20 protein-coding genes are annotated in these 21,312 nt (G+C 70.2%); 11 read left to right on the top strand and 9 right to left on the bottom strand.

What is annotated here, in order from left to right; all coding sequences use genetic code 11:
• Positions 1-41: 41 nt before the first annotated feature.
• The 4 genes from E2F49_RS15660 to E2F49_RS15675 all read right to left on the bottom strand — a co-directional run bounded on the left by E2F49_RS15660 (position 42) and on the right by E2F49_RS15675 (position 2,522).
• Positions 42-422, bottom strand: a complete 381-nt coding sequence (locus E2F49_RS15660) for a response regulator (RefSeq protein ID WP_133394759.1) — start codon at positions 420-422, stop codon at positions 42-44.
• Positions 423-534: 112 nt separating this feature from the next.
• Complete coding sequence (locus E2F49_RS15665) at positions 535-774, bottom strand: hypothetical protein (protein WP_133394760.1); 240 nt, start codon at positions 772-774, stop codon at positions 535-537.
• The gene (locus tag E2F49_RS15670; RefSeq protein WP_133394761.1) at positions 761-2,053 is read right to left on the bottom strand and encodes a sigma-54-dependent transcriptional regulator; all 1,293 of its coding nucleotides are present in this window, start codon (positions 2,051-2,053) and stop codon (positions 761-763) included. The genes E2F49_RS15665 and E2F49_RS15670 overlap by 14 nt, the downstream gene beginning before the upstream one ends.
• Positions 2,054-2,252: 199 nt before the next feature.
• On the bottom strand, positions 2,253-2,522 hold the full coding sequence (locus E2F49_RS15675) for a hypothetical protein (RefSeq protein WP_133394762.1): 270 nt from the start codon (positions 2,520-2,522) through the stop codon (positions 2,253-2,255).
• Between the two features lie 204 nt (positions 2,523-2,726).
• On the opposite strand from E2F49_RS15675, the gene E2F49_RS15680 reads away from it, so the two are divergent.
• Positions 2,727-3,221 carry a YciE/YciF ferroxidase family protein gene (locus E2F49_RS15680; RefSeq protein ID WP_133394763.1) on the top strand — a complete coding sequence of 165 codons (495 nt, stop codon included), beginning with the start codon at positions 2,727-2,729 and terminating at the stop codon, positions 3,219-3,221.
• A 45-nt stretch (positions 3,222-3,266) separates the two neighbouring features.
• On the opposite strand, the gene E2F49_RS16530 is transcribed toward E2F49_RS15680, so the two are convergent.
• Positions 3,267-4,592, bottom strand: coding sequence for a sialidase family protein (locus E2F49_RS16530; protein WP_165971269.1), 1,326 nt, complete (start codon positions 4,590-4,592; stop codon positions 3,267-3,269).
• A 78-nt stretch (positions 4,593-4,670) separates the two neighbouring features.
• Here E2F49_RS16530 and E2F49_RS16535 point away from each other — a divergent pair, with 78 nt between their 5' ends.
• The 3 genes from E2F49_RS16535 to E2F49_RS15700 all read left to right on the top strand — a co-directional run bounded on the left by E2F49_RS16535 (position 4,671) and on the right by E2F49_RS15700 (position 7,788).
• Positions 4,671-5,024 (top strand): putative signal transducing protein, encoded by a 354-nt coding sequence (locus tag E2F49_RS16535; protein ID WP_165971270.1) that lies wholly within the window; start codon positions 4,671-4,673, stop codon positions 5,022-5,024.
• 114 nt (positions 5,025-5,138) lie between these two features.
• Positions 5,139-7,481: a Tex family protein gene (locus E2F49_RS15695; protein WP_133394766.1), complete on the top strand. Its 2,343-nt coding sequence runs from the start codon at positions 5,139-5,141 to the stop codon at positions 7,479-7,481.
• Positions 7,482-7,608: 127 nt separating this feature from the next.
• Entirely contained in the window at positions 7,609-7,788 is a 180-nt protein-coding gene (locus E2F49_RS15700; protein WP_055250374.1) for a hypothetical protein, read from the top strand.
• 97 nt (positions 7,789-7,885) lie between these two features.
• On the opposite strand, the gene E2F49_RS15705 is transcribed toward E2F49_RS15700, so the two are convergent.
• Together E2F49_RS15705 and E2F49_RS15710 are read right to left on the bottom strand one after the other, a co-directional pair.
• Positions 7,886-8,089 (bottom strand): hypothetical protein, encoded by a 204-nt coding sequence (locus E2F49_RS15705; protein ID WP_133394767.1) that lies wholly within the window; start codon positions 8,087-8,089, stop codon positions 7,886-7,888.
• 89 nt (positions 8,090-8,178) lie between these two features.
• Positions 8,179-8,691, bottom strand: coding sequence for a ferritin-like domain-containing protein (locus E2F49_RS15710; protein ID WP_133394768.1), 513 nt, complete (start codon positions 8,689-8,691; stop codon positions 8,179-8,181).
• Between the two features lie 278 nt (positions 8,692-8,969).
• Between E2F49_RS15710 and E2F49_RS15715 the strand changes: the two genes are divergently transcribed.
• Both E2F49_RS15715 and E2F49_RS15720 read left to right on the top strand, forming a co-directional pair.
• Positions 8,970-9,854: a manganese catalase family protein gene (locus E2F49_RS15715; RefSeq protein WP_133394769.1), complete on the top strand. Its 885-nt coding sequence runs from the start codon at positions 8,970-8,972 to the stop codon at positions 9,852-9,854.
• A gap of 46 nt (positions 9,855-9,900) precedes the next feature.
• Positions 9,901-10,458, top strand: a complete 558-nt coding sequence (locus E2F49_RS15720; protein ID WP_165971271.1) for a cysteine hydrolase family protein — start codon at positions 9,901-9,903, stop codon at positions 10,456-10,458.
• A gap of 4 nt (positions 10,459-10,462) precedes the next feature.
• On the opposite strand, the gene E2F49_RS15725 is transcribed toward E2F49_RS15720, so the two are convergent.
• Positions 10,463-10,645 carry a DUF3606 domain-containing protein gene (locus tag E2F49_RS15725; protein ID WP_133394771.1) on the bottom strand — a complete coding sequence of 61 codons (183 nt, stop codon included), beginning with the start codon at positions 10,643-10,645 and terminating at the stop codon, positions 10,463-10,465.
• A complete protein-coding gene (locus E2F49_RS15730; RefSeq protein WP_133394772.1) occupies positions 10,642-10,983 on the bottom strand; it encodes a hypothetical protein in 342 nt (113 codons plus the stop codon). Before E2F49_RS15730 ends, E2F49_RS15725 begins: the two co-directional genes overlap by 4 nt.
• A gap of 368 nt (positions 10,984-11,351) precedes the next feature.
• Here E2F49_RS15730 and glgA point away from each other — a divergent pair, with 368 nt between their 5' ends.
• The 5 genes from glgA to treY are packed head-to-tail and all read left to right on the top strand — an operon-like array spanning position 11,352 to position 21,301.
• A complete protein-coding gene (gene glgA / locus E2F49_RS15735) occupies positions 11,352-12,935 on the top strand; it encodes a glycogen synthase GlgA (RefSeq protein ID WP_133394773.1) in 1,584 nt (527 codons plus the stop codon).
• Positions 12,936-12,955: 20 nt separating this feature from the next.
• A complete protein-coding gene (glgB, locus tag E2F49_RS15740) occupies positions 12,956-15,166 on the top strand; it encodes a 1,4-alpha-glucan branching protein GlgB (protein ID WP_243713628.1) in 2,211 nt (736 codons plus the stop codon).
• A complete protein-coding gene (gene treZ / locus E2F49_RS15745) occupies positions 15,154-16,911 on the top strand; it encodes a malto-oligosyltrehalose trehalohydrolase (RefSeq protein ID WP_133394775.1) in 1,758 nt (585 codons plus the stop codon). The genes glgB and treZ overlap by 13 nt, the downstream gene beginning before the upstream one ends.
• Entirely contained in the window at positions 16,908-18,797 is a 1,890-nt protein-coding gene (locus E2F49_RS15750; RefSeq protein WP_133394776.1) for a 4-alpha-glucanotransferase, read from the top strand. The genes treZ and E2F49_RS15750 overlap by 4 nt, the downstream gene beginning before the upstream one ends.
• Positions 18,794-21,301, top strand: a complete 2,508-nt coding sequence (gene treY, locus E2F49_RS15755) for a malto-oligosyltrehalose synthase (protein ID WP_133394777.1) — start codon at positions 18,794-18,796, stop codon at positions 21,299-21,301. The genes E2F49_RS15750 and treY overlap by 4 nt, the downstream gene beginning before the upstream one ends.
• Positions 21,302-21,312: the final 11 nt, after the last annotated feature.

Here is a 21,312-nt window from a genome sequence, read left to right on the forward strand (position 1 = left end):
CTGAGCCCATGCCGCAGCGCGGGGCTACGCGCGCGGGGACCTCAGTCGCGCAGTTGCGCGGCCAGCGTGGCCGCCAGCTGGTCGATGTCGACCGGTTTGAGGCAATGGGGCACATCGGCGAATCGTGGCGGCAACAGATTCCGGTCGTAGCCGGACACGAACACCATCGGAACGCCCCGGGCACGCACCGCGTCGGCGACAGCGTCCACGCGGATGCCGTTGAGGTTCACGTCGAGCACCACCGCCTCGATGTCGTCCAGTTCCGCCACCGCAGCCAATGCCCCGTCCACGGTACCGATCGGCCCCGAAACGAGTGCCCCGGTGCTCCTGAGCGCCTGCGCCAGCGCATCGGCCAGCAGATAGTCGTCTTCGACCAGCAGAATCCTGCGCCCCGTCAGAGGCGTCGTCGTCTGCGTCGTCATGTTCGTGTCGTCCTTCGACCGCGTCCGCCCGCGGAACCGGGGGCGTCGCCGGCCGTCTGTCCGGGGGCGCACATCATGGCGCTTCGCACGTGCAGCGGACGCGACGCTCGCTTCAGTCGCCTTGCGGCGGAGACACGTCGCCGATCCGCCCGGCGGCGCCATCGCGGCGCATCAGCGTGGACACCCGCTGCAGCGCGAGTTCGGTACGCGACAGCGACTCCAGCGCGCGGGCCGTGTCGCCTTCCTCCATCAGCCGCCTGGACAGCGCGACCGACATGGAGATCGCATTCACTGCATTGCGCAGCTCGTGCATCCACTCGTCTTCGCGCGCGGGCCGCTCATGCGGGGTCACGGTCTTTCATCCGCGCCAGATGGTTGTGCACGGTACGCACGCTGATGCCCAGCAAACGCGCCGCCGCGGTCTTGTCGTTGTCGCAATGGGCCAGCGCCTTGAGCAGCATGCGCCGTTCGATCTCCGCCCACGGCGTGCCGAGCGTGAATGCGATGGTGTCGCCACCCTCGATCGGTGCGGGCGCGCGCGAGGTATCCAGCGCCACGACGATCTCGTTGCCGGACGCGGTCATGTAGGCGCGGTGCACCGCGTTCTGCAGTTCGCGGACGTTGCCGGGCCACAGGTGGTGCCGCAGCACGCGCGCACTCTTGGGCGACAGGCGCTTCTCGAGGTCGTAGCGCAGGTTCAGTGCCTGCACGACACGACGCGCGAGCAGCAGCGCGTCGTCCTCGCGCTGGCGCAGCGCGGGCAGCGGAATGTGCACATCCGCGATGCGGTAGTAGAGATCTTCGCGCAGATGGCCGCGCGACATCGCCGATTCGGGTTCCAGACGCGAGGCCGCGACGATGCGCACCGGCGCGTCCTGCAGACCGCTCGCCGACGCGACATCGAGCTGCCGCTCGATCCGCTGCAGCAGCGCCCCCTGCAGGTCCAGCGGCAGCTCGTCGATCTCGTCGACGAACAGGGTGCCACCGTCGGCATCGGCGAAGGCATCGCCGGCGCCACCCGGCACGCCGAACAGCTGGTCGACCAATCGGTCGCGCGGCGTGGAGCCGCACTCGAGTCTGACGAAGCGGCCTCGCCGGTCGCTCATCGCATGGATGGCGCGCGCGAACAGGTCCTTGCCGGTCCCGGTCTCACCGGTCAGCAGCACCGAGGCGTCGGTGGCCGCGAGCGCGCGCGCCAGCCGGGTCGGCTCGTGCATCGCCGCACTGGTCGCGAACACGCCCGGAATTGGCTCCGAACCGGGGACGTCGACCATGCGCGCAATGCGCCGGGTTTCGCGCAGCAGCGCGATCAGCGTCTTCGGATCGAACGGCTTGATCAGATAATCGCTGACCGGGCCCGATACCGCCCGCATCGCCGTCTCGACGCTCGGATGCCCGGTGATGATGACGATGCGGCCGTGCCGGTCGGGATCGATGTCGGGGAACAGCTCCATGCCGGAGCCGTCGGGCAACTCGAGGTCGAGCAGCAACAGGTCGGAATCGCGACGCAGCTGCTCGCGCGCCTGCGCGACCGTGGTCGCCAGCCGGGGCGCGAATCCTTCCAGACGGGCGAGCTCTGCGGCCGAGGCCGCGAAGCTGCTGTCGTCATCGATGATCAGGATGTCCGACATCGTTCCCTCAAACCCACGCAGTCATCAATCGGAAATGCTCGCCGAGCCGCCAGCCGGTCATTGTGGCTCACGGCACACACGTGTGCGGCAGACCGGATGAACGCGCGCAACTTCTGCGCGCATCCGCGCCGGATTCATGCAGATCGACTGTTTGCGCGACGACTTTTGAGACAAGTCTCAAGGTGACGCGTGCGTCGCGCTAAAGCGCAATCGCCGATGGACGCGCGATGCGCACACGTGTGGGCGTCGGTGTTCCGACGACTTCCGGCTGCACCGGTCCGTCGATGGGCTCGTAGGTGCCGTCGGCATTGCGGATGCGCAACGTGCCGCCCCGCTCGACGATGGCGCGCACCGCGGTGTCGTGCAGGGCGGCGATGCGGCTCAGCCACGTCGCGAGCGTTTGCCCTTTCGGACCCGTCAGCACCCACAGGCGCAGGCCCATGTCGTATTGCAGCGTGTAGATCGTCATCCCTGCCTCCTGCTTCGAGGCGCGATGATCGAGGCCGCGCGATGGTCCGGACGTGAATCCTGGCGAAAACCTGCAATGGCGTGCTGCACGGGTTTCCGCGAGGGAAACTCGTGCATCTGTCGCGACGCGCGACCATGCAGAAGTCACGAACGAATCACGAGTGCCGGCGCGCAATGCCCAGCCTACCCGACGCTGGAGCCCACGATGGCCGTGAAAACCCTGGAAGACCTCTTCGTCCACGAACTCTCGGACGTGCATTCGGCCGAACGCCAGATCACCAAGGCCTTGCCCCGGCTCGCGCGCGCCGCGGAGAACCCGGAGCTCGCGGCCGCGTTCGAGGCGCATCTGGAGGAAACCAACGGTCAGATCGAGCGTCTCGACCAGGTGGTCGAGCAGCTCGGCATCCGTCTCAAGCGCATCAAGTGCGCGGCGATGGAAGGCCTGGTCGAAGAAGGCAAGGAAGTCATCGACACGATCGAGAAGGGCCCGGTGCGCGATGCCGCCCTGGTCGGCGGTGCGCAGAAGGTCGAGCACTACGAGATCGCCGCCTACGGCACGCTGTGCGCGCTGGCCAAGGAACTCGGCTACACCGACGCCCTGAAGCTGCTGAAGGCCACGTTGGAAGAAGAAAAGGCGACGGACGAGAAGCTCACCGTGCTCGCCGAATCGGGCGGCAACCAGCGCGCCGCCGAAGCCTGATCCACCGCTTGAGACCGGGCACAGGGACGTGCCCGGCTGTCCGACTCAGCGCACGACGCGCACGCCCCGCAGCTGCGGGGCACCGTCCACGACATCCGTCCAGACGATGTAGGCCTGCCCGCCGAGCACCTGCATCTGCGGAAAGCCCGTGCCGCGACCCCGACCCTGCGGCTGCGCGACTTCCAGCCGCTCGTATTCGGTGACCAGGTCCGGACTGCGACGCGACAGCCACAGGCTCTGCGTACCGGCCGCGTCCTCGCGCATCCACAAGGCCCAGGCCTGCCGCTCGTCGAGCGCGACGGCGACGCGGCCCTGCACGGTAGCGTCGCGGTCGAGCACGATCGGCGCGGCGAAGCTGTCGCCGGCATCCATGCTGTGCGCGATCTGCACCTGCGGCGTGCCGGACTGCGCGCTGTACCAGCCGACCACGACACCCGCCTGCTGCGCCGCGACGTCGGGCCCGTTGACCGGACAGGCCGGCATCACCCAGTTGTCGGCATGCACCGCGGCCGGCGTCGTCCAGCCCTCGCCTTCCAGACGCGTGACCATGATGTCGCGCACCTCGCCTTCGGTGCGGCCGCGATAGACGACCAGCGGCCCCTTCGCCGTGACCGCAGCCGCGGTCTGGCAGCAGTCGCAGACGCTCGCGTCGATCTCCTGCTCGCGCACGCGCGCCAGGCCCGCGTCGAACTGCGCCGCGCGCAGCGTCATCGGGCGGCCGCCGGTATGCGCATCGTGATCGGCCTCGTGGCCTTCGTGACTCGCGCCCACCGTATTGCGGCCATCGAGCCAGGCGATGCCGATGCCGTCGCCCTGCGGCCACATCGACACGAAGCCGTGTTCGGTCTGCGTGCCGTCGTCGTGCGGCACGGTGTAGGCGCCCCAGTTCGAACCGCCATCGCGCGAGCGCACCAGCGCCACGTCGTAGGCATACGGCGCATCGCCGTTCTTCTGCAGCCAGTGCGCCCACAACGCGCCATCGGCGGTCGGCAGGACGTGCGGGGTGTCGGCCCAGTTGACGAACATGCGGTTGCCGATCGCGATCGTCGTCGGCGCGTTGCGCCAGCGCTGCTCGGCGGTGTCGAAACGCGAGAACTGGAACACGTGGCGCCGGCCTTCGCGCGAGTTCACCCACGACAGCAGCAGTTGACCGCCGGGGCCGGCCACGAGGTCCGGCGAGGCCGAACCGGGGGTGGTCGCCGGCAACGCCCACTCGACGACCTGGCTCTGCGATTCCACCGCCGCCGTGTCACCGGAACCGCTGGCGGGCGTCGCGTCGTCGCGGCCGCAGCCGGCGAGCAGCAGCAACGCGCAGGCGAGCGGTGCAAGGGACAGGCGCACACGGCGCAGCGCAGGCGTTTCGACGGGCATGGCCCAGCTCCAGTGAGCGTCGGATTCAGTGCGCAAGGGTACCCTTTCGTCCATGCATGCAGCCTCAAGGACCCGGCCATGACCACCATCGTCGCCCGCTACGACGACCCGATCGAGGCGCAGATCGCCTGCGGCCTGCTGCAGGCCGAGGGCATCGAGGTGCACGTCGGCGATGCGCACACGGCGCTGGCGAACTGGGAATGGCGACTGGCGATCGGCGGCGTGAAGCTGCACGTGCCCGACGACCAGCTCGAACGCGCACGGGGCATCCTCCAGCGGCTAGAGGCTGGCGACTACGCCCTGCCCGACGACGCCACCGCGGCGGCCGCCGACGCGACCACGGCGCCGGGCCGACCGCGCTGGTGGGCATGGCTGGGCTATCTCGCGCTGGTGCTGCTGGCAGTGCTGGGCGTCAACGTCATCGGGCGCTGATCCATCGCGGCGCCCGGAACCGTGAGGGACAGGGGCTGTCAACGGGTACCGCTGTCCGGACCCGGCGGCGACAATCCACGCGCGGCGCTGCTGCCGCGACCTCCCGTGGAACCGATGTCCAAGCCCGACGCCGCCCTCGCCCGACGCATCGCCGAGACCATTGCCGCCGAAATCGCCGCCCAGCCCGCACAGGCCATCGCCGCGATCGAACTGCTCGACGAAGGCGCGACCGTGCCCTTCATCGCGCGTTACCGCAAGGAAGTCACCGGCGGTCTCGACGACACGCAGCTGCGCAATCTCGAGGTGCGCCTGGTGTATCTGCGCGAACTGGAGGACCGGCGCGCCGCGATCCTGTCCAGCATCGACGAACAGGGCAAGCTGACCCCGGAACTGCGCGGCGACATCGAAGCGGCCGACAGCAAGGCACGGCTCGAGGATCTCTACCTGCCCTACAAGCAGAAGCGCCGCACACGTGCGCAGATCGCGCGCGAGGCCGGCTTGGAGCCACTCGCCGATGGCCTGCTCGCCGATCCTACTCGGGTGCCCGAAGATTTCGCCGCCGGCTTCGTCGATGCCGACAAGGGCGTTGCCGATGCCAAGGCCGCGCTGGAAGGTGCACGCGCGATCCTGATGGAGCGTTGGGGCGAGGATGCCGCCCTGCTGGGCGAACTGCGCGACTGGCTCGACGCCAACGGCGTCATCCGCGCGAAGGTCGTCGCAGGCAAAGAGAGCGCAGCCGAGAAGTTCCAGGACTACTTCGACCACAGCGAAGCGCTGGCGAGGATTCCCTCGCATCGCCTGCTGGCGCTGTTCCGCGGCCGTCGCGAGGAATTCCTGACCCTCGAACTCGATCCGGGCAGCGACGCCGAACAGGGCAACGCGTATGCCGAAGGCCGCATCGCGCGCCACGCCGGCATCGCCGCGCAGTCGCGCGCGGCCGATGCCTGGCTGCTCAACGCCTGCCGCCTCGCGTGGCGCGCGAAGATCCACCTGCACCTGATGATCGATCTGTTCGGCAAGGCGCGCGAGAAGGCCGAGGCCGAAGCGATCACCGTGTTCGGCGACAACCTCAAAGACCTGCTGCTGGCCGCGCCCGCCGGCCCGAAGGCGGTGCTGGGTCTCGACCCGGGCATCCGCACCGGCTGCAAGGTCGCCGTGGTCGATGCGACCGGCAAGCTCGTCGCGACCGACACCATCTATCCGCACGAACCGCGCCGGCAGTGGGACCAGTCGCTGCATGCCTTGCGCAAGTTGTGCGTCGAGCACGGCGTGCAGCTGATCGCGATCGGCAACGGCACCGCCTCGCGCGAGACCGACAAGCTGGCCGGCGATCTTTTGAAGCTGTTGCCCGAGCAGAAGATCCAGAAGATCGTCGTCAGCGAGGCCGGTGCATCGGTGTATTCGGCATCGGAAACGGCAGCGAAGGAATTCCCGGGTCTGGACGTGTCGCTGCGCGGCGCGGTGTCGATCGCGCGTCGGCTGCAGGACCCGCTGGCCGAGCTGGTCAAGATCGATCCCAAGGCGATCGGCGTGGGCCAGTACCAGCACGACGTCGACCAGTACCGCCTCGCCCGCGCACTCGACGCGCGTGTCGAGGACTGCGTGAACGCGGTTGGCGTGTTCGTGAACACCGCTTCGAGCGCGCTGCTGTCGCGCGTCTCCGGCCTGTCTTCGGGCGTGGCCGAGAACATCGTCGTGCACCGCGATGCGAACGGGCCGTTCAAGCGCCGCAAGGATCTGTTGAAAGTGCCGCGCCTCGGCGAGAAGACCTTCGAACAGTGCGCGGGCTTCCTGCGCATCGCCGATGGCGACGAGCCGCTCGACGCGTCCTCGGTGCACCCGGAGGCCTATCCGGTGGTCGAGCGCATCGCCGGCAGCAGCGGCCGCGACGTGCGGCAGATCATCGGCGACGGCGCCTTCGTGCGCGGGCTCAAGCCCGAACAGTTCACCGACGAGACGTTCGGCGTGCCGACCGTGCGCGACATCCTCAAGGAACTGGAGAAACCCGGCCGTGACCCGCGCCCCGAGTTCAAGGCCGCGCAGTTCGCCGACGGCGTCGAAGACATCAAGGACCTGCGCCCCGGCATGATTCTCGAAGGCGTGGTCAGCAACGTCGCCGCGTTCGGGGCCTTCGTCGACATCGGCGTGCACCAGGACGGACTGGTGCACATCTCCGCGCTGTCGGACACCTTCGTCAAGGACCCGCGCGACGTGGTCAAGGCGGGCGACATCGTCAAGGTGAAGGTGCTGGAGGTCGACGTGGCGCGCAAGCGCATCGCGCTGACCCGGCGCATGGACGATGTGCCCGGCGAGAAGCCGGCGCGCGAGATGCGCAGCGAATCGCGCGTACCCGGCGGCCCGCGCGGCGGACGACCGGGGGGCGGCAAGCCCGCGGCATCGGCGCCGCCGGCCAACAACGCGCTGGCCGATGCGTTCGCCCGCGCGCGGGGACGCTGAGATCGCAGTGTGGCGCGCGTCGAGTGCGCGCGCGACGCGCGGTGGAATTCAGATCCGCTCCACGCCTCGACGCGGACGCTGGTGACGCGGTCGCACCGGCCGCGCAACCGATGCATCGAGGTGCAAGATGGCGCATCCCAGAAGCGGCAATGAAGGCGCGTTCGCCGACCAGAGCGCGGAAGGTCCTTCCGATCACAGCGAAGGCGATCGCAATCCCGACCAGGGCAGCGAATCGCTGGGTGGCGACGATGGCGACAAGGGCGGCGACACGCCGTCGCGCCAGGGCCCCGGCGCCGAACGCAGGTAAACGCGTAGCCTGCTGATCTCCCGGCGCGACGCCGGGAGATGCCGGGCGAGGTGCACGCGCAGCGCGGTTCGAGCGTGGCGCTTCCGGCGACGCGACGTCAGAGCACGCGGTACTCGCGTCCTGCGGTGTCGGTGAAGACGTGGCCCGACAGAGGATGCCCGACGAGCGTGCCGGGAATCACCGTGTCCGGGGTCACCATCTCCCAGGCCGTGCCCTGCTGACGCAGGGATCCACTGATCTCGGTCACGGGCGTCATCGCGCCATCGGCCGCCGGTTCGAACACGGTGTACATCGTCTGCATCGGATCGGGTTCCTCGAAGGAGACGTGTGCAGGACACGGTGGGGCCGATGCAGCGCAGTCCACGCTGCAATCGGCCCGACGGTCCTGTGTTACTTGCGCGCGGTCACGCCTGGCGTTTCCGAACGTGCCAGGAACTCCTGCACGACCTCGGGCAGGTGCGCGGCGAGCCATTCGGACATCGCGACTTCCTGCTGCAGGATCTGCTCACAGACGCGCTTGGTCTCGTGGTCGCCCACCACCTCGGCCGCGGCGATCAGTGCGGTGTACGAGGCGATCTCGACGTTCTCGAACACGTAGCCGGCCATCGCGCCCTTGACGATCTCGTCGCTCGCGGTCATGCCGCCGATCGCCTGCCCGAGCGCGGCGAGCTTGCCCATGGTGTCCTTGACCACCGACGGCGAACCGTCGAGACGCGCGATGCAGCCTTCGAGCGCCTGCTGCTGGCCCAGCGTTTCCTCGATGTGCTCCTCGATACGCGCCTTCAGACGCGGGTAGTGCTCGATGCGGGCGGCCTGGGCCTTGAGCATCTTCTCGGCCTGCTGCTCCATGGCATGGGCATCGCGCAGCCAGTCGAGCAGATGTTCGCGGGCGTCCGTCGTCATGTCGTTCTCCAATGGAAGGGGCAGGCGAGCGTGTCCATGTCGCGGTGGAGCAAGCGCGAATTCCGTGCGCGCACGTGGGTGTCGAAATCGGCGCGCGGGTAACACCTGCGTGTCGCCTGCAAGCCCTGCAGGCACGCACATGCGCCATGCGAATCGCCGCGGTGGATTCGCGATTGCTTGATGCATGCGCTGTTGCTGTGGGCGCTCCTGGACACACGACGCCGCGCGACTGCCGGCGACCAGGCTCCCGACCCCACCCGACCCAAGGCAGGTGACGCATGTTCATGCACAACAAGAAGCTGCAGTACACGGTCCGCGTACGCGAGAGCAATCCGCATCTGGCGACATTGATGCTCGAACAGTTCGGCGGCCCGCAGGGCGAACTGGCCGCCGCGATGCGCTACTTCACCCAGGCGCTGGCCGAAGACGATGCAGGCCGCAAGGATCTGTTCTTCGACATCGCGACCGAGGAACTCAGCCACCTGGAAATCATCGGCTCGATCATCACCATGCTCAACAAGGGCGCCAAGGGCGAACTCGCCGAGGGCATGGAGGAGATGGCCGAGATGCGCCACCTCACCGGCAACAGCACCAGCCAGACGCAGGCGATCCTGTACGGCAACGGTCCGGCGCTGGTGAATTCCAGCGGTGTGCCGTGGACGGCTGGCTACGTCGACACCATCGGCGAGCCCACGGCGGACCTGCGCTCGAACATCGCCGCCGAAGCGCGCGCGAAGATGGTCTACGAGCGCCTGATCACCGTGACCGACGACCCCGGCATCCAGGATGCGCTGACGTTCCTGATGACGCGCGAGGTGGCGCACCAGAAGGCGTTCGAGAAAGCCCTGTACTCGATCACGCCGAACTTCCCGCCGGGCAAGCTGCCGGGCAATCCGGCCTATACCGACGTCTACTACGACATGTCGCACGGCGACGACGTGGTCGCGTCTTGGAATTCTGGCGAACTGTGGACGCCGGTGTCCGAGCGCGAGCAGCAGGCCGCGGTCGACGGCGGCGACGGGCTGGCCACGGTCGAACTCAAACCGGCCGAAGCGGCCGCGCTCGAGGCGTTCGCGGCGCGCACCGCGTCCGTGCCCGATGCCAATCCGGTCACCGGCGCGGAACTCGGCGCAGGTCCCGGCGCCGGCGCGGTGCTGCGCTGACGGCATGGCGGCGCCGCGTGCACGGTCGACGCGGCGCCAGCAGACGATGCAGCAGTCATCCCCACCCCTCGCACTGCTGATCGTCGACATGGTCAGCACGTTCGATTTCCCACGCGGCGCGTCCTTGAGGCGCGCCGCGCACGGGATTGCGCCGCGACTCGCGGCGCTCAAGGCCCGGGTCAAGGCCGCGGGCGGGCTGTGCGTCTACGCGAACGACAACTTCGCCGACTGGAGCAGCGACTTCCAGACGCTGGTGCAGCTGGCACGCCAGTCACCGGCGCGCGAGGTGCTCGAGCCGATTGCGCCGGACGCCGACGATGCGCACGTGCTCAAGCCGCGCCATTCGGCGTTCCACCAGACCGCGCTGCATCACCTGCTCAAGTCTCGCGACGTCGCGCGCGTGCTGGTCACCGGCGTCTCGACCGAATCCTGTGTGCTGGCCACGGCACTCGATGCGCGCATCCGCGAACTCGAGGTCTGCGTGGTCTCCGACTGCGTCGCATCGAGCAGTCCGGCGCGGCGCATGCACGCCCTCGCGGTGCTGCGCCACTGCGACATCCCGGTGCGGGCCGCAGCGCGCGCGCTCCACGCGCGCCGGGCCTGATCGCTCAGCCGCGCTGGGCGAGATGGTTGCGCACGGCCTCGGACGTCGAACCGACGGCGTCCACGGCCTCGCGCAGTTCGTCTTCCGAGACGCCCAGTGCCTGGGTCCAGTACTGCACTTCGTAGTCTTCGCTCAGATTGATGCGGTCGCGGTCCGGCGTGCCGGTGTTGCGCTTGTCGTCGCTCATGTGGGGTCTCCTGCAGCGGCTGGGTGGGCGGTGTCGGCGCGTGCGTCGGGCGCCGGTGTCGGGTCTGCGCCGCGTGCGGATGCGTGGCGGCGATGACGCCAGGTCACGATCTGTCCGAACACCGCGGTGGCGAGGATGCAGACATTGGTGACGATGAAGACCCAGTCGCCGACGAGCGCGCTGTAGGTCACGAAGCCGGTGGACGCTGCGATCTGGCCGATGAACAGCCAGCGCGAGACGCCCTGCGCGTTGCGGTCTCGGACCTGGGTGGCGATCTGCCGGATCAGCGTCGCCAACAGGATCGCGGACGCGAGCCATCCGATCAGCTCAGGCGGCATCTGCCACCACGCCGGTCGTGCGACACGCGACGATGCGCAGCGCGCCTTGGCGCGTTGCCGGTGTGCTCAAGCGCTGCACTGCCCGTTGCATGCCCCGCATCAGCGTCTCCGTTCGGAAGGAAGGCGGAGACTGGCGTCGGCGTCGAGGCGCAAACGTGAATCCTGTGCGCGTCGGGCGCGGCTGCGTCCTGACGTGCACGCGCCTGCGAAAGTTGCACGCGCTGTCTTCAAACCGTCATCCGGATTCACGCGCGCATGATGACGCGCTGCCGATAGTCCGTGCCAGACGCCCCCAGAAGGCGTTGCTGTTCCGGCAACACTGCCGTGCACCTCGGCAGCCGAACCACCTCCCCCTGGATCGAACCGTTATGCCCGCTCCCGACAGCGCCGGCCGCACACGACGTGCAGCCAGTGCAGGCGCCCTGCGCTCGAAATCCCCCCGGCTCCGAGATGCGAAGGGCCGCTTCCAGCGTTGCCTCGTCGCCACCGCGCCGTGCGCACCGGATGCACATCGCTCGCTGTTCGTGACGTCGGAGATGAGCGACTTCATCAAGGCCGGCGGCCTGGGTGAAGTGGCCGCCGCGCTGCCGCGCGCACTGCGCGACCGGCACGACGTGCGCGTGCTGATTCCCGGTTACCAGGCGGTGCTCGAACGGGCGATCGGCGCGGAAGTTGTCGGCCGCATCGAGGCGCATGCGGACCTGCCGGCCTGCGAGATCGCCCTGGTGCATCAGCCTGACGGCCTGCCGGTGTACATCCTGCTCAACGCTGCACTGTTTGCACGGCCGGGTTCGCCCTATGTGACTGCCGAGGGCGTCGAGTGGGACGACAACGCCTTGCGCTTCGCCACGCTCTCGTACGCGGCGGCGCAGATCGCCGCGGGCGCCGCCGGTCTGGACTGGACGCCGGAACTGCTGCATCTCAACGACTGGCCCTGCGCGTTGGCGGCCGGCTATCTGCGCTGGTCGGGTACGCCGGTGCCGAGCCTGCTGACGATCCACAACCTCGCCTACCAGGGCCTGTTCCCGCACGCCATGGCCGGCGCGCTGGGCGTGCCCGATGCGGCGCGCGATGCGCTCGACTTCTACGGACGCCTGTCGTTCCTGCAGGCGGGCATCGTGTTCGCCGACCAGGTCAACACGGTCAGCATCAGCTATGCGCAGCAGATCACCGGGCCGGAACTGGGCTGCGGCCTCGACGAGCTGCTGGCGCGCCGCGCCGCGGCGGGGCGGCTGAGCGGCATCGTCAACGGCATCGATCCCAGCTACGACCCGCGCACCGACACGCACCTGCAGGTGCCCTTCAGCGTGAACCAGTGGCAGGGCAAGAACGTCAACGCGCAGCACGTGCGCCGCGCCTTCCATCTGCCGCAGAGCCGTGGCCCGCTGTTCGCGGTGGTCTCGCGCCTGGTACACCAGAAGGGTCTGGACCTGGTGGTGGACGTGGCGCCGCAGATCGCCGCGGCCGGTGGACAGATCGTGTTCGTCGGCCAGGGCGAGCGCCCGATCGAGCAGTCGGTGCGCGCGTTGTGCGCGCGCTATCCCGCGCACGTCGCGGCGATGATCGGCTTCGAGGAAGCCACCGCGCGCCGCGTCTACGCAGGCTCCGACTTCCTGCTGATGCCCTCGCGCTTCGAACCTTGCGGCCTCAGCCAGATGTACGCGCAGCGCTTCGGCAGCCTGCCGATCGCGCATGCGACCGGCGGCCTGATCGATACCGTCGACGACGGCGTGACCGGCTTCCTGTTCGCCGAGCCGTCGGCCGATGCGCTGCGCCGCTGCGTGGGACGCGCGTTCCGCACATGGCGCCAGCCGACGCTGCTGTCGGCGATGCGTCGCGCGGCGATGCTGACGCCGTCGGGCTGGGAACGCGCCGGCGCGCGCTATGCCGAGCTGTACACGCGGACCACGACGACGCGCGCGAACGCCACGCGGATGCGGGCGGTCGGATGACGGACGGCATGGACGACCGCATGGCCCACACGGACGGACTCGACGCGGTCGATCAGGAACGCCAGGACGCGATCCTGCCGGCATCGCTCGACGCGGTGCTCGAAGGCTGGCCGACCGACGCCTTCGCCTGCCTGGGCCCGCACGGCACCGACGACGGACGCTGCCGGGTCACGGTGATGGCGCAGGGTGCGCGCGGCGTGGCGCTGGTAACAGACAGCGAAGTACTCGCGATGCGCCCCACCGACGCGCGCGGCCTGTTCGAATGGACCTTGCCGGCCGCCAGCGCATATCGCCTGCGCATCGACTGGCCCGGCGGCGTGCAGGACACCGAGGACCCGTATCGCTTCGGCACGGTGCTCGATGACGCGACCGTGCAATTGCTGGCTGCCGGCGATCCCGATGCGATCCGCCACGCGCTCGGCGCGCACGCCGTGACCCATGAAGGTGTCGTCGGCACGCGCTTCGCGGTCTGGGCGCCGAATGCGCGGCGTGTCGCCGTGGTCGGCGAGTTCAACGGCTGGGACGCGCGCCGCCATCCGATGCGCCTGCGCCACGACGCCGGCGTGTGGGAGCTGTTCCTGCCGCAGACCCTGGCCGGCCAGCGCTACAAGTACGCGATCACCTCGGCCGATGGCGCGATGCTGCCGCAGAAGGCCGATCCGCTGGCGCGCTGCACCGAGCCGCCGCCGGCGACCGCGTCGATCGTGCCCGCGCCGTCCACGCACGTCTGGCGCGACGCGGCCTGGATGGCCGGCCGCGCCGCACGCGGCGACGCGCCGGTGAGCATCTTCGAGGTCCACGCGGCCTCGTGGCGCCGCAACGACGACGGCAGCCCGCTGGACTGGGATGCGCTGGCGGCGACGCTGGTGCCCTATGTGCGCGATCTGGGATTCACCCACGTCGAACTGCTGCCGGTCAGCGAACATCCCTTCGGCGGTTCCTGGGGCTACCAGCCGATCGGCCTGTACGCGCCGACCGCACGCCATGGCGATCCCGAAGGCTTCGCGCGCTTCGTCGATGCCTGCCATCGCGCCGGGGTCGGCGTCATCGTCGACTGGGTGGGCGCGCACTTCCCCGACGATGCGCACGGCCTGCAGCGCTTCGACGGCACCGCGCTCTACGAACATGCCGACCCGAAGGAAGGCCTGCACCGCGACTGGAACACGCTGATCTACAACTACGGCCGCAACGAAGTCGCCGGCTATCTGGTCGGCAGCGCGCTGGAGTGGATCGAACGCTTCCATCTCGACGGCCTGCGTGTCGATGCCGTCGCCTCGATGCTCTACCGCGACTACAGCCGCGGCGACGGCGAGTGGGTGCCCAACGAGCACGGCGGCCGCGAGAACCTGCAGGCGGTGGCGTTCCTGCGCCGGCTCAACGATGCGATCCGCAGCCGCCACCCCGACGTCTGGGTGATGGCCGAGGAATCGACCGCATGGCCAGGCGTCACCGCGCCGACCGGCGACGGCGGCCTGGGCTTCTCGCACAAATGGAACATGGGCTGGATGCACGACACGCTGCAGTACATGCAGCGCGACCCGGTGCATCGCGCACATCACCACAGCGAGATGACGTTCGGCATGGTCTACGCGTTCTCCGAACGCTTCGTGCTGCCGCTCTCGCACGATGAAGTCGTGCACGGCAAGGGCGCGCTGCTGTCGAAGATGCCGGGCGACGACTGGCAGCAGCACGCGAACCTGCGCGCCTACTACGGCTTCATGTGGGCGCATCCGGGCCGCAAGCTGCTCTTCATGGGCGGCGAGATCGGCCAGCGTCGCGAGTGGTCGCACGACCGCGAGATCGACTGGTCGCTGCTGGACGCGCCTCGTCATGCGGGCCTGCAGCGTCTGGTCGGCGATCTCAACGGGCTGCTGCGCGCGCATACCGCGCTGCACGCCGACGACGACCGGCCCGAGGGCTTCGAGTGGAGCGTCGGCGACGACCACGCCAACAGCGTGTTCGCCTTCATCCGCCACGACCGCGCCAGCGGCCGTGAGGTGCTGGCGGTCAGCAACATGACGCCGCAGGTGCATCACGGGTATCGCGTCGGCGTGCCGCGTGCGGGTCGCTGGCGCGAGATCCTCAACACCGACAGCGCCTTCTACGGCGGCAGCAACGTCGGCAACGGCGGCAGCCTGCACACGGTGGCCGACAGCATGCACGGCCATGCGCAATCCCTGTCGCTGACCCTGCCGCCGCTGGCGACGCTGTGGCTCGAATGCGAAAGCTGAGTGCGCCGGGTCCCGCGTGGGGCGCGCGGCTCGACGGTGACGCGGTGCGATTCCAGGTCTGGGCGCCGGCCTGCGAGGTCGCCTGGCTGCTGCCGGAGGATGCGCCGCCGGTGCCGATGCGGTCCGATGGCGATGGCGGCTTCCACGTGCGCCATGCCTGCGCGCCGGGCACGCGGTACCGCTATCGCCTCGGAGACCGGGACGTGCCCGATCCGGCGTCGCGCTGGCAACCCGACGGCGTCGACGGGCCGAGCGCGGTGCTCGATCCCGCGGGGCATGTCTGGCGGCACGACGCGTGGCGCGGACGCCCGTGGAACGAGGTCGTGCTCTACGAACTGCACGTCGGCAGCTGCGGCGGGTACGCGGGTGTGCAGCGGCAGCTGCCCGCGCTCGCGGCGATGGGCATCACCGCGATCGAACTGATGCCGGTGGCGCAGTATCCGGGCGCGCGCAACTGGGGCTACGACGGCGTGCTGCCGTATGCGCCGGCAGCCGCCTACGGTCATCCGGATGCGCTCAAGGCGCTGGTCGATGCCGCGCACGGACTCGGCCTGCAGGTGTTCCTGGACGTGGTCTACAACCACTTCGGGCCGCACGGGAATTTCCTGCCCGCCTACGCACCCGCATTCTTCCGCGCCGATACCGATACGCCCTGGGGCGCGGCCATCGATTTCGAGCGACCGCAGGTGCAGCGCTTCTTCATCGACAACGCGCTGATGTGGCTGCACGAGTACCGCTTCGACGGTCTGCGCCTGGACGCGGTGCATGCGATCAGCCCGCCCGCGTTTCTCGGCCAGCTGCGCGATGCGGTGCGCGCCAGCCTGCCGCCCGATCGCCACGTGCACTTGGTGCTGGAGAACGAACACAACACGGCCTCGTGGCTGGGGCCGTCGGGCTTCGATGCGCAATGGAACGACGACTTCCACAATGCGCTGCACGTGCTGCTGACCGGCGAGCACGAGGGCTATTACGCGGCGTTCGCCGACCGGCCCGAAGCCCATCTCGCCCGCGTGCTCGGTGAGGGCTTCGCGTACCAGGGCGAGCCCGATCCGCGCGGCCGGGTGCGCGGCGAGCCGAGCGCGCAGGTGCCGCCGCGGCACTTCGTCGCATTTGCGCAGAACCACGACCAGATCGGCAATCGCGCCTTTGGCGACCGGCTCGCCGCAAGCCTGCCGATCCCGCGGCTGCGCGCCGCGTTGGCACTGACCGCGCTGACGCCGATGGTGCCGCTGTTCTTCATGGGCGAACCCTGGGCCGCCACGGCGCCGTTCCCGTTCTTCGCCGATTTCCCGCCGCCGCTCGACGACGCGGTACGCGAAGGGCGCCGGCGCGAGTTCGCGCAGTTCTCCGCATTCGCCGATCCCGACATGCGCGCCCGCATCCCGGATCCGAACGCGCTGGCGACGTTCGAATCGTCCCGCGTGGACGCGGCCGATGCCGACACGCAGGCAGGCGCGGCGCACGTGGCCTGGTTCACCGCCTTGCTGGCCCTGCGCCGTCAGCTGCTGGTGCCGCGCCTGTCGACACTGCGCGCGGCCGGTGCGCGGGTGCTCGGCCCGGGCGTCGTGCAGGCGACGTGGGCAGACGGCGAGGGCCGCATCGAACTGGTGCTCAACCTCGGCGGCGCGGACATCGCGCTGCCGGCTGCGGACATGCCCGACGGCCACTACCGCAGCGACTGCGGCCTCGACGGCGACCGCGTGCCGCCCGACACCTGTCTGCTGCGCTGGTGGGCCGCGACATGAGCGCCGCCCTGCACGCGCTCGCCGACGCGGCCGGTCTGTGCCGCCACTGGGAGGACGCCGCGGGCGTCCCGCGCACCGTGTCCGATGCCGACCTGCGCGCGATCCTGCTGGCGATGGAGTTGCCGGCCGCGACGCCTGCGCAGTGCCGCGACAGCACGCAGCGTCTCGCGGCCGACACGCAGCTGCCGCCGCTGCTGACGGCCGAAAGCGGCGGCACCGTGCAGCTGCCGGGACTTGCGAACAGCCGCCTGCGGTTCGCATCGGCAGACGGCAGCCACGTCGACGGCGTGATCGACGCCGCAGGCGTCGCGCGTGCGCCGACCCGTCCCGGCGAGTGGACCTTCGAATACGCCGGCCGGCTGCACACGCTGGCCGTCGCGCCGGTGCGCTGCTTCGGCGTGGCCGATGCGCTGGACGTGCCGGACCCGCGCGCCTGGGGTGTCGGCGTGCAGGTGCATGCGACGCGCCATGCCGACGATGCCGGACTCGGCGATGCGGCCGGTGTCGCCGAATGGGTGCGCCGCGTCGCCGCCGCCGGTGGCGACGCGCTCGCGCTGAGCCCGGTGCACGCCGCGCGCCCGGTGTCCGGCGTGCGCAGCCCGTATGCGCCCAGCGATCGCCGGTTCTTCGAACCCACGTATGCGTCGCCGGCGCTGGTGCTCGACCCGGATTTCGTACGCCACGCCTGTATAGGCCTCGAGGCCGCACCGGGCGACGATGCGCTGATCGACTGGCCGGCTGCGGTCGCGCTGCGCTGGGCACGCCTGCGTGCGCTGTACGCGGCGCGCGCGCAGCTGCCGGATGCCGCACTGACCGCGTTCGCGGAATTCGAAGCCGCGGGCGGCGATGCATTGTTCGCGTTCGCGCGCCACGCCGCCGCCGATCACGGCGACGCCGATGCGGGCCTGCACCGCTTCGCGCAGTGGCTTGCAGTGCGCAGCTGGTCGCGCGTGCAGCGCGCGGCGCACGACCGCGGCATGGGTCTGGGGCTGATCGCGGACGTCGCCGTCGGCTTCGATCCCGGCGGCGCCGAAGCGTCCGCGTGGCCCGATGCCGTGCTGCGCGCTCTCGAACTCGGCGCGCCGCCCGACGCCTTCAATGCGGCCGGCCAGACCTGGGGCGTCACCGGCTTCAATGCGCTGGGCCTGCGTGCCAGCGGCTTCGCGCCGTTCCGCGCCTTGCTGCGGGCGACGATGCACGACCGCGGGGGCGTGCGCATCGATCACATTCTCGGTCTGCTGCGCCTGTGGCTGGTGCCGCGCGGTGCAGCGTCATCGTCCGGCGCCTACCTGCGTGCGCCACTGCAGGATCTGCTCAATCTGCTGGCGCTGGAATCCTGGCGCCAGCGCTGCATCGTAATCGGCGAAGACCTCGGCGTGGTGCCGCCCGGCCTGCGCGAGACGCTTTCGCGCCGCGGCGTGCTGGGCATCGACGTGCTGGCCTTCACCCGCGACGCCGACGGCGCCTTCCTGCCGCCGCGGCGCTGGCGCCGCGATGCCGTCGCCACCACCACCACGCACGACCTGCCCACGCTGGTCGGCTGGTCGCGCGGACGCGACCTGGAATGGCGCGCCCGCATCGACGATGTCGACGACGCGACACTCGACGCCCAGCGACGCGAACGCGCCGCGGATGTCGTTGCGCTCGATGCCGCCAGCGCGGCGGCCATCGGCGAAACCGGTCCCGCAGCGTGGATGGCCTTCGTCGCCGCCGCGCCCGCGCCCCTTGCGCTGTTGCCGGCCGAAGACGCGCTCGGCCTGATCGAACAACCGAATCTGCCCGGCACCGTGGACACGCATCCGAACTGGCGGCGTCGCCTGCCGCAGGAGATCGATCCCACGCCGTCCCTGTCCGCCTTCGCCTCTGCCAGGTCCCTGAACGCATGACGCCGCTGCGCGCCACCGTGCGTCTGCAACTGCACGCCGGCTTTCCGTTCGAGGCCGCGCGCGCGCAGCTCGACTATTTCCGCGCGCTCGGTATCAGTCATCTGTATCTCTCGCCGATCGGCGAGGCCGTGCCCGGCTCCACCCACGGCTACGACCAGGTCGACCCCACCCGCATCAGCGAAGCGCTCGGTGGCGAGGCGGGATTCGTGCGTCTGGCGCAGGCCGCGCGCGATGCGGGCATGGGCATCGTCGTCGACCTCGTGCCCAACCACATGGCCACGCATGCCGACAATCCGTGGTGGTGGGACGTGCTGCGCCACGGCCGGCAATCGCCGCATGCGAACTGGTTTGACATCGACTGGCGCGCGCCCGGCCGCGGTGGTCGGCTGTGGTTGCCGGTGCTCGACCGGCCGCTGCGCGAGGCGATCGACGCGGGCGTGCTGCGGGCCGTGCGCGGGCGCGACGGTGTGGTGCTGGATCACCATGGCACGCACTTCCCGGTCCAGGACGCGCGCTATGCCGATCTCGACGGCTGGTGCGAGGCGATCAACCCCGCGCCCGCGCGGCTGCTGGCGCTGGTGCTGGCCCAGCCTTACCGCCTGGCGTGGTGGCGGACCGGCAACACGCTGATCAACTACCGCCGCTTCTTCGACGTCACCGCGCTGGCGGCATTGCGCATCGAGCGTCGCGCGGTGTTCGACGCGGTCCACGCGCTGCCGCTGCGCCTGCTGCGCGAAGGGTTGATCGACGGCGTGCGCATCGATCACGTGGACGGTCTCGCCGATCCGGGCGGCTATCTGCGACGCCTGCGTCATGCGCTCGATGCAAGCGCGCCGGAGGATGCACGGCCGGTGCTGCTGGTCGAGAAGATCCTCGCGCCCGACGAGATGCTGCCCGAGGACTGGGACTGCGACGGCACCACCGGCTACGACTTCATGGACCAGGTGGGCGGCGTGCTGCTGGACGCGCAGGGTGAGGCGCCGCTGCGCGCCGCCTGGCGCGCGCGCAGTGGACGCAGCGGCGATTTCGCGATCGAGGAACACACCGCGCGGGTGCAGCTGCTGCACGGCGCGCTGGCCGCCGAGCGCGCGCGGACCGGCCGCGCGCTCGATGCGCTGATCGGCGACGACGCGACGCTGCAGGAACTTGGTGGGCCGATGCTGCGCGACGCGCTCGACGCGGTGCTGGCGGAGTTTCCGGTGTATCGCACGTACGCGGCGCGCGGCGGCGCGGACGCAGACACGCGCGCACGCTGGCGCGGCGCGGCCGATCGCGCCTTGGCACGCACATCCGATGCCGGCCTGCGCGCGGCCATCGACACGCTCGTCGACGACGCGCTGCAACGCCCCGGTGCGCTGGCGAACACGTTCCGCACGGCCTGCGAACAGCTCTCGGCGCCGCTGAATGCCAAGTCGGTCGAGGACACCGCGTTCTACCGGCACGGCGTGCTGCTCGCGCGCAACGAGGTCGGCAGTCATCCGGTCGCACTGGCGCTGCCGCCTGCACGCTTCCATGCCCTCGCCGCCACGCGCAGCCCACGCGCACTCGTCGCGACCAGCACGCACGATCACAAGCGCGGCGCCGATGCGCGCGCGCGACTGGCCGTGCTGGCGAGCGATGCGGCGTGGTGGTCGCAACGCGTCGACGTCATCGAAGCCGCGTTGCCCCAGGCGTGCGCGGCCGTGGACGCCGGCGACCGCTGGATGCTGTGGCAGACCCTCGTCGGCGCCTGGGCGCCGGATCTCGACGCCGGTGATGCGCCCGCCATCGAGACCCTGCGCGAACGCGTCGCCGGTTGGCAGTCCAAGGCCCTGCGCGAAGCCAAGTTGCGCACGTCCTGGCTCGATCCCGACACCGCCTACGAAGCCGCATGCGATGCGCTGCTGCGCGCGGCCTTGGAAGACCCGATCACCCGTGGCGCCCTCGCCGACACCGCGCACGCCATCGCGCCGGCGGGCGCGATCTACGGACTGGCGCAGGCGACGCTGCAGCTGTGCGTGCCGGGGGTGCCCGATCTCTACCAGGGCTGCGAAGGCTGGGACCTGTCACTCGTCGATCCCGACAACCGTCGCCCGGTCGACTACGCGCAACGCAGGCAGTGGCAGACCGATGCCGCGACGACGCCGGGCGACTGGCGCGATGGGCAGCTCAAGGCACGCGTGTGGCAGCGCCTGCTCGCGCTGCGGGCCGCCCACCCTGCTCTGTTTGCCCGCGGCGATTACACACCTCTGCACGGCGACGGCGCGCGGGGCGATCGGGTGCTCGCCTTTACACGGCGGCACGACGACCAGCAGTCGATCGTCGCGGTGCCACGCGCCTTTCCGCGCGCGTGGGTCGAGGACGACGCGCCTGCCTGGCGCCGCGACGCGTGGGACGACACCCGGCTCGCGTTGCCGCCGGGCCGCTGGCGCGACGTGTTCGGCGATCGAATGTGGAACGGGGGCGACCAACCGGTCGCCGATCTGTGGTCTGGGCTTCCTGTCGCGGTGCTGATCCGCGACTGACGGGTGAACGA

It is taken from the genome of Luteimonas terrae (assembly GCF_004358165.1).
Lineage (GTDB): Bacteria > Pseudomonadota > Gammaproteobacteria > Xanthomonadales > Xanthomonadaceae > Luteimonas > Luteimonas terrae.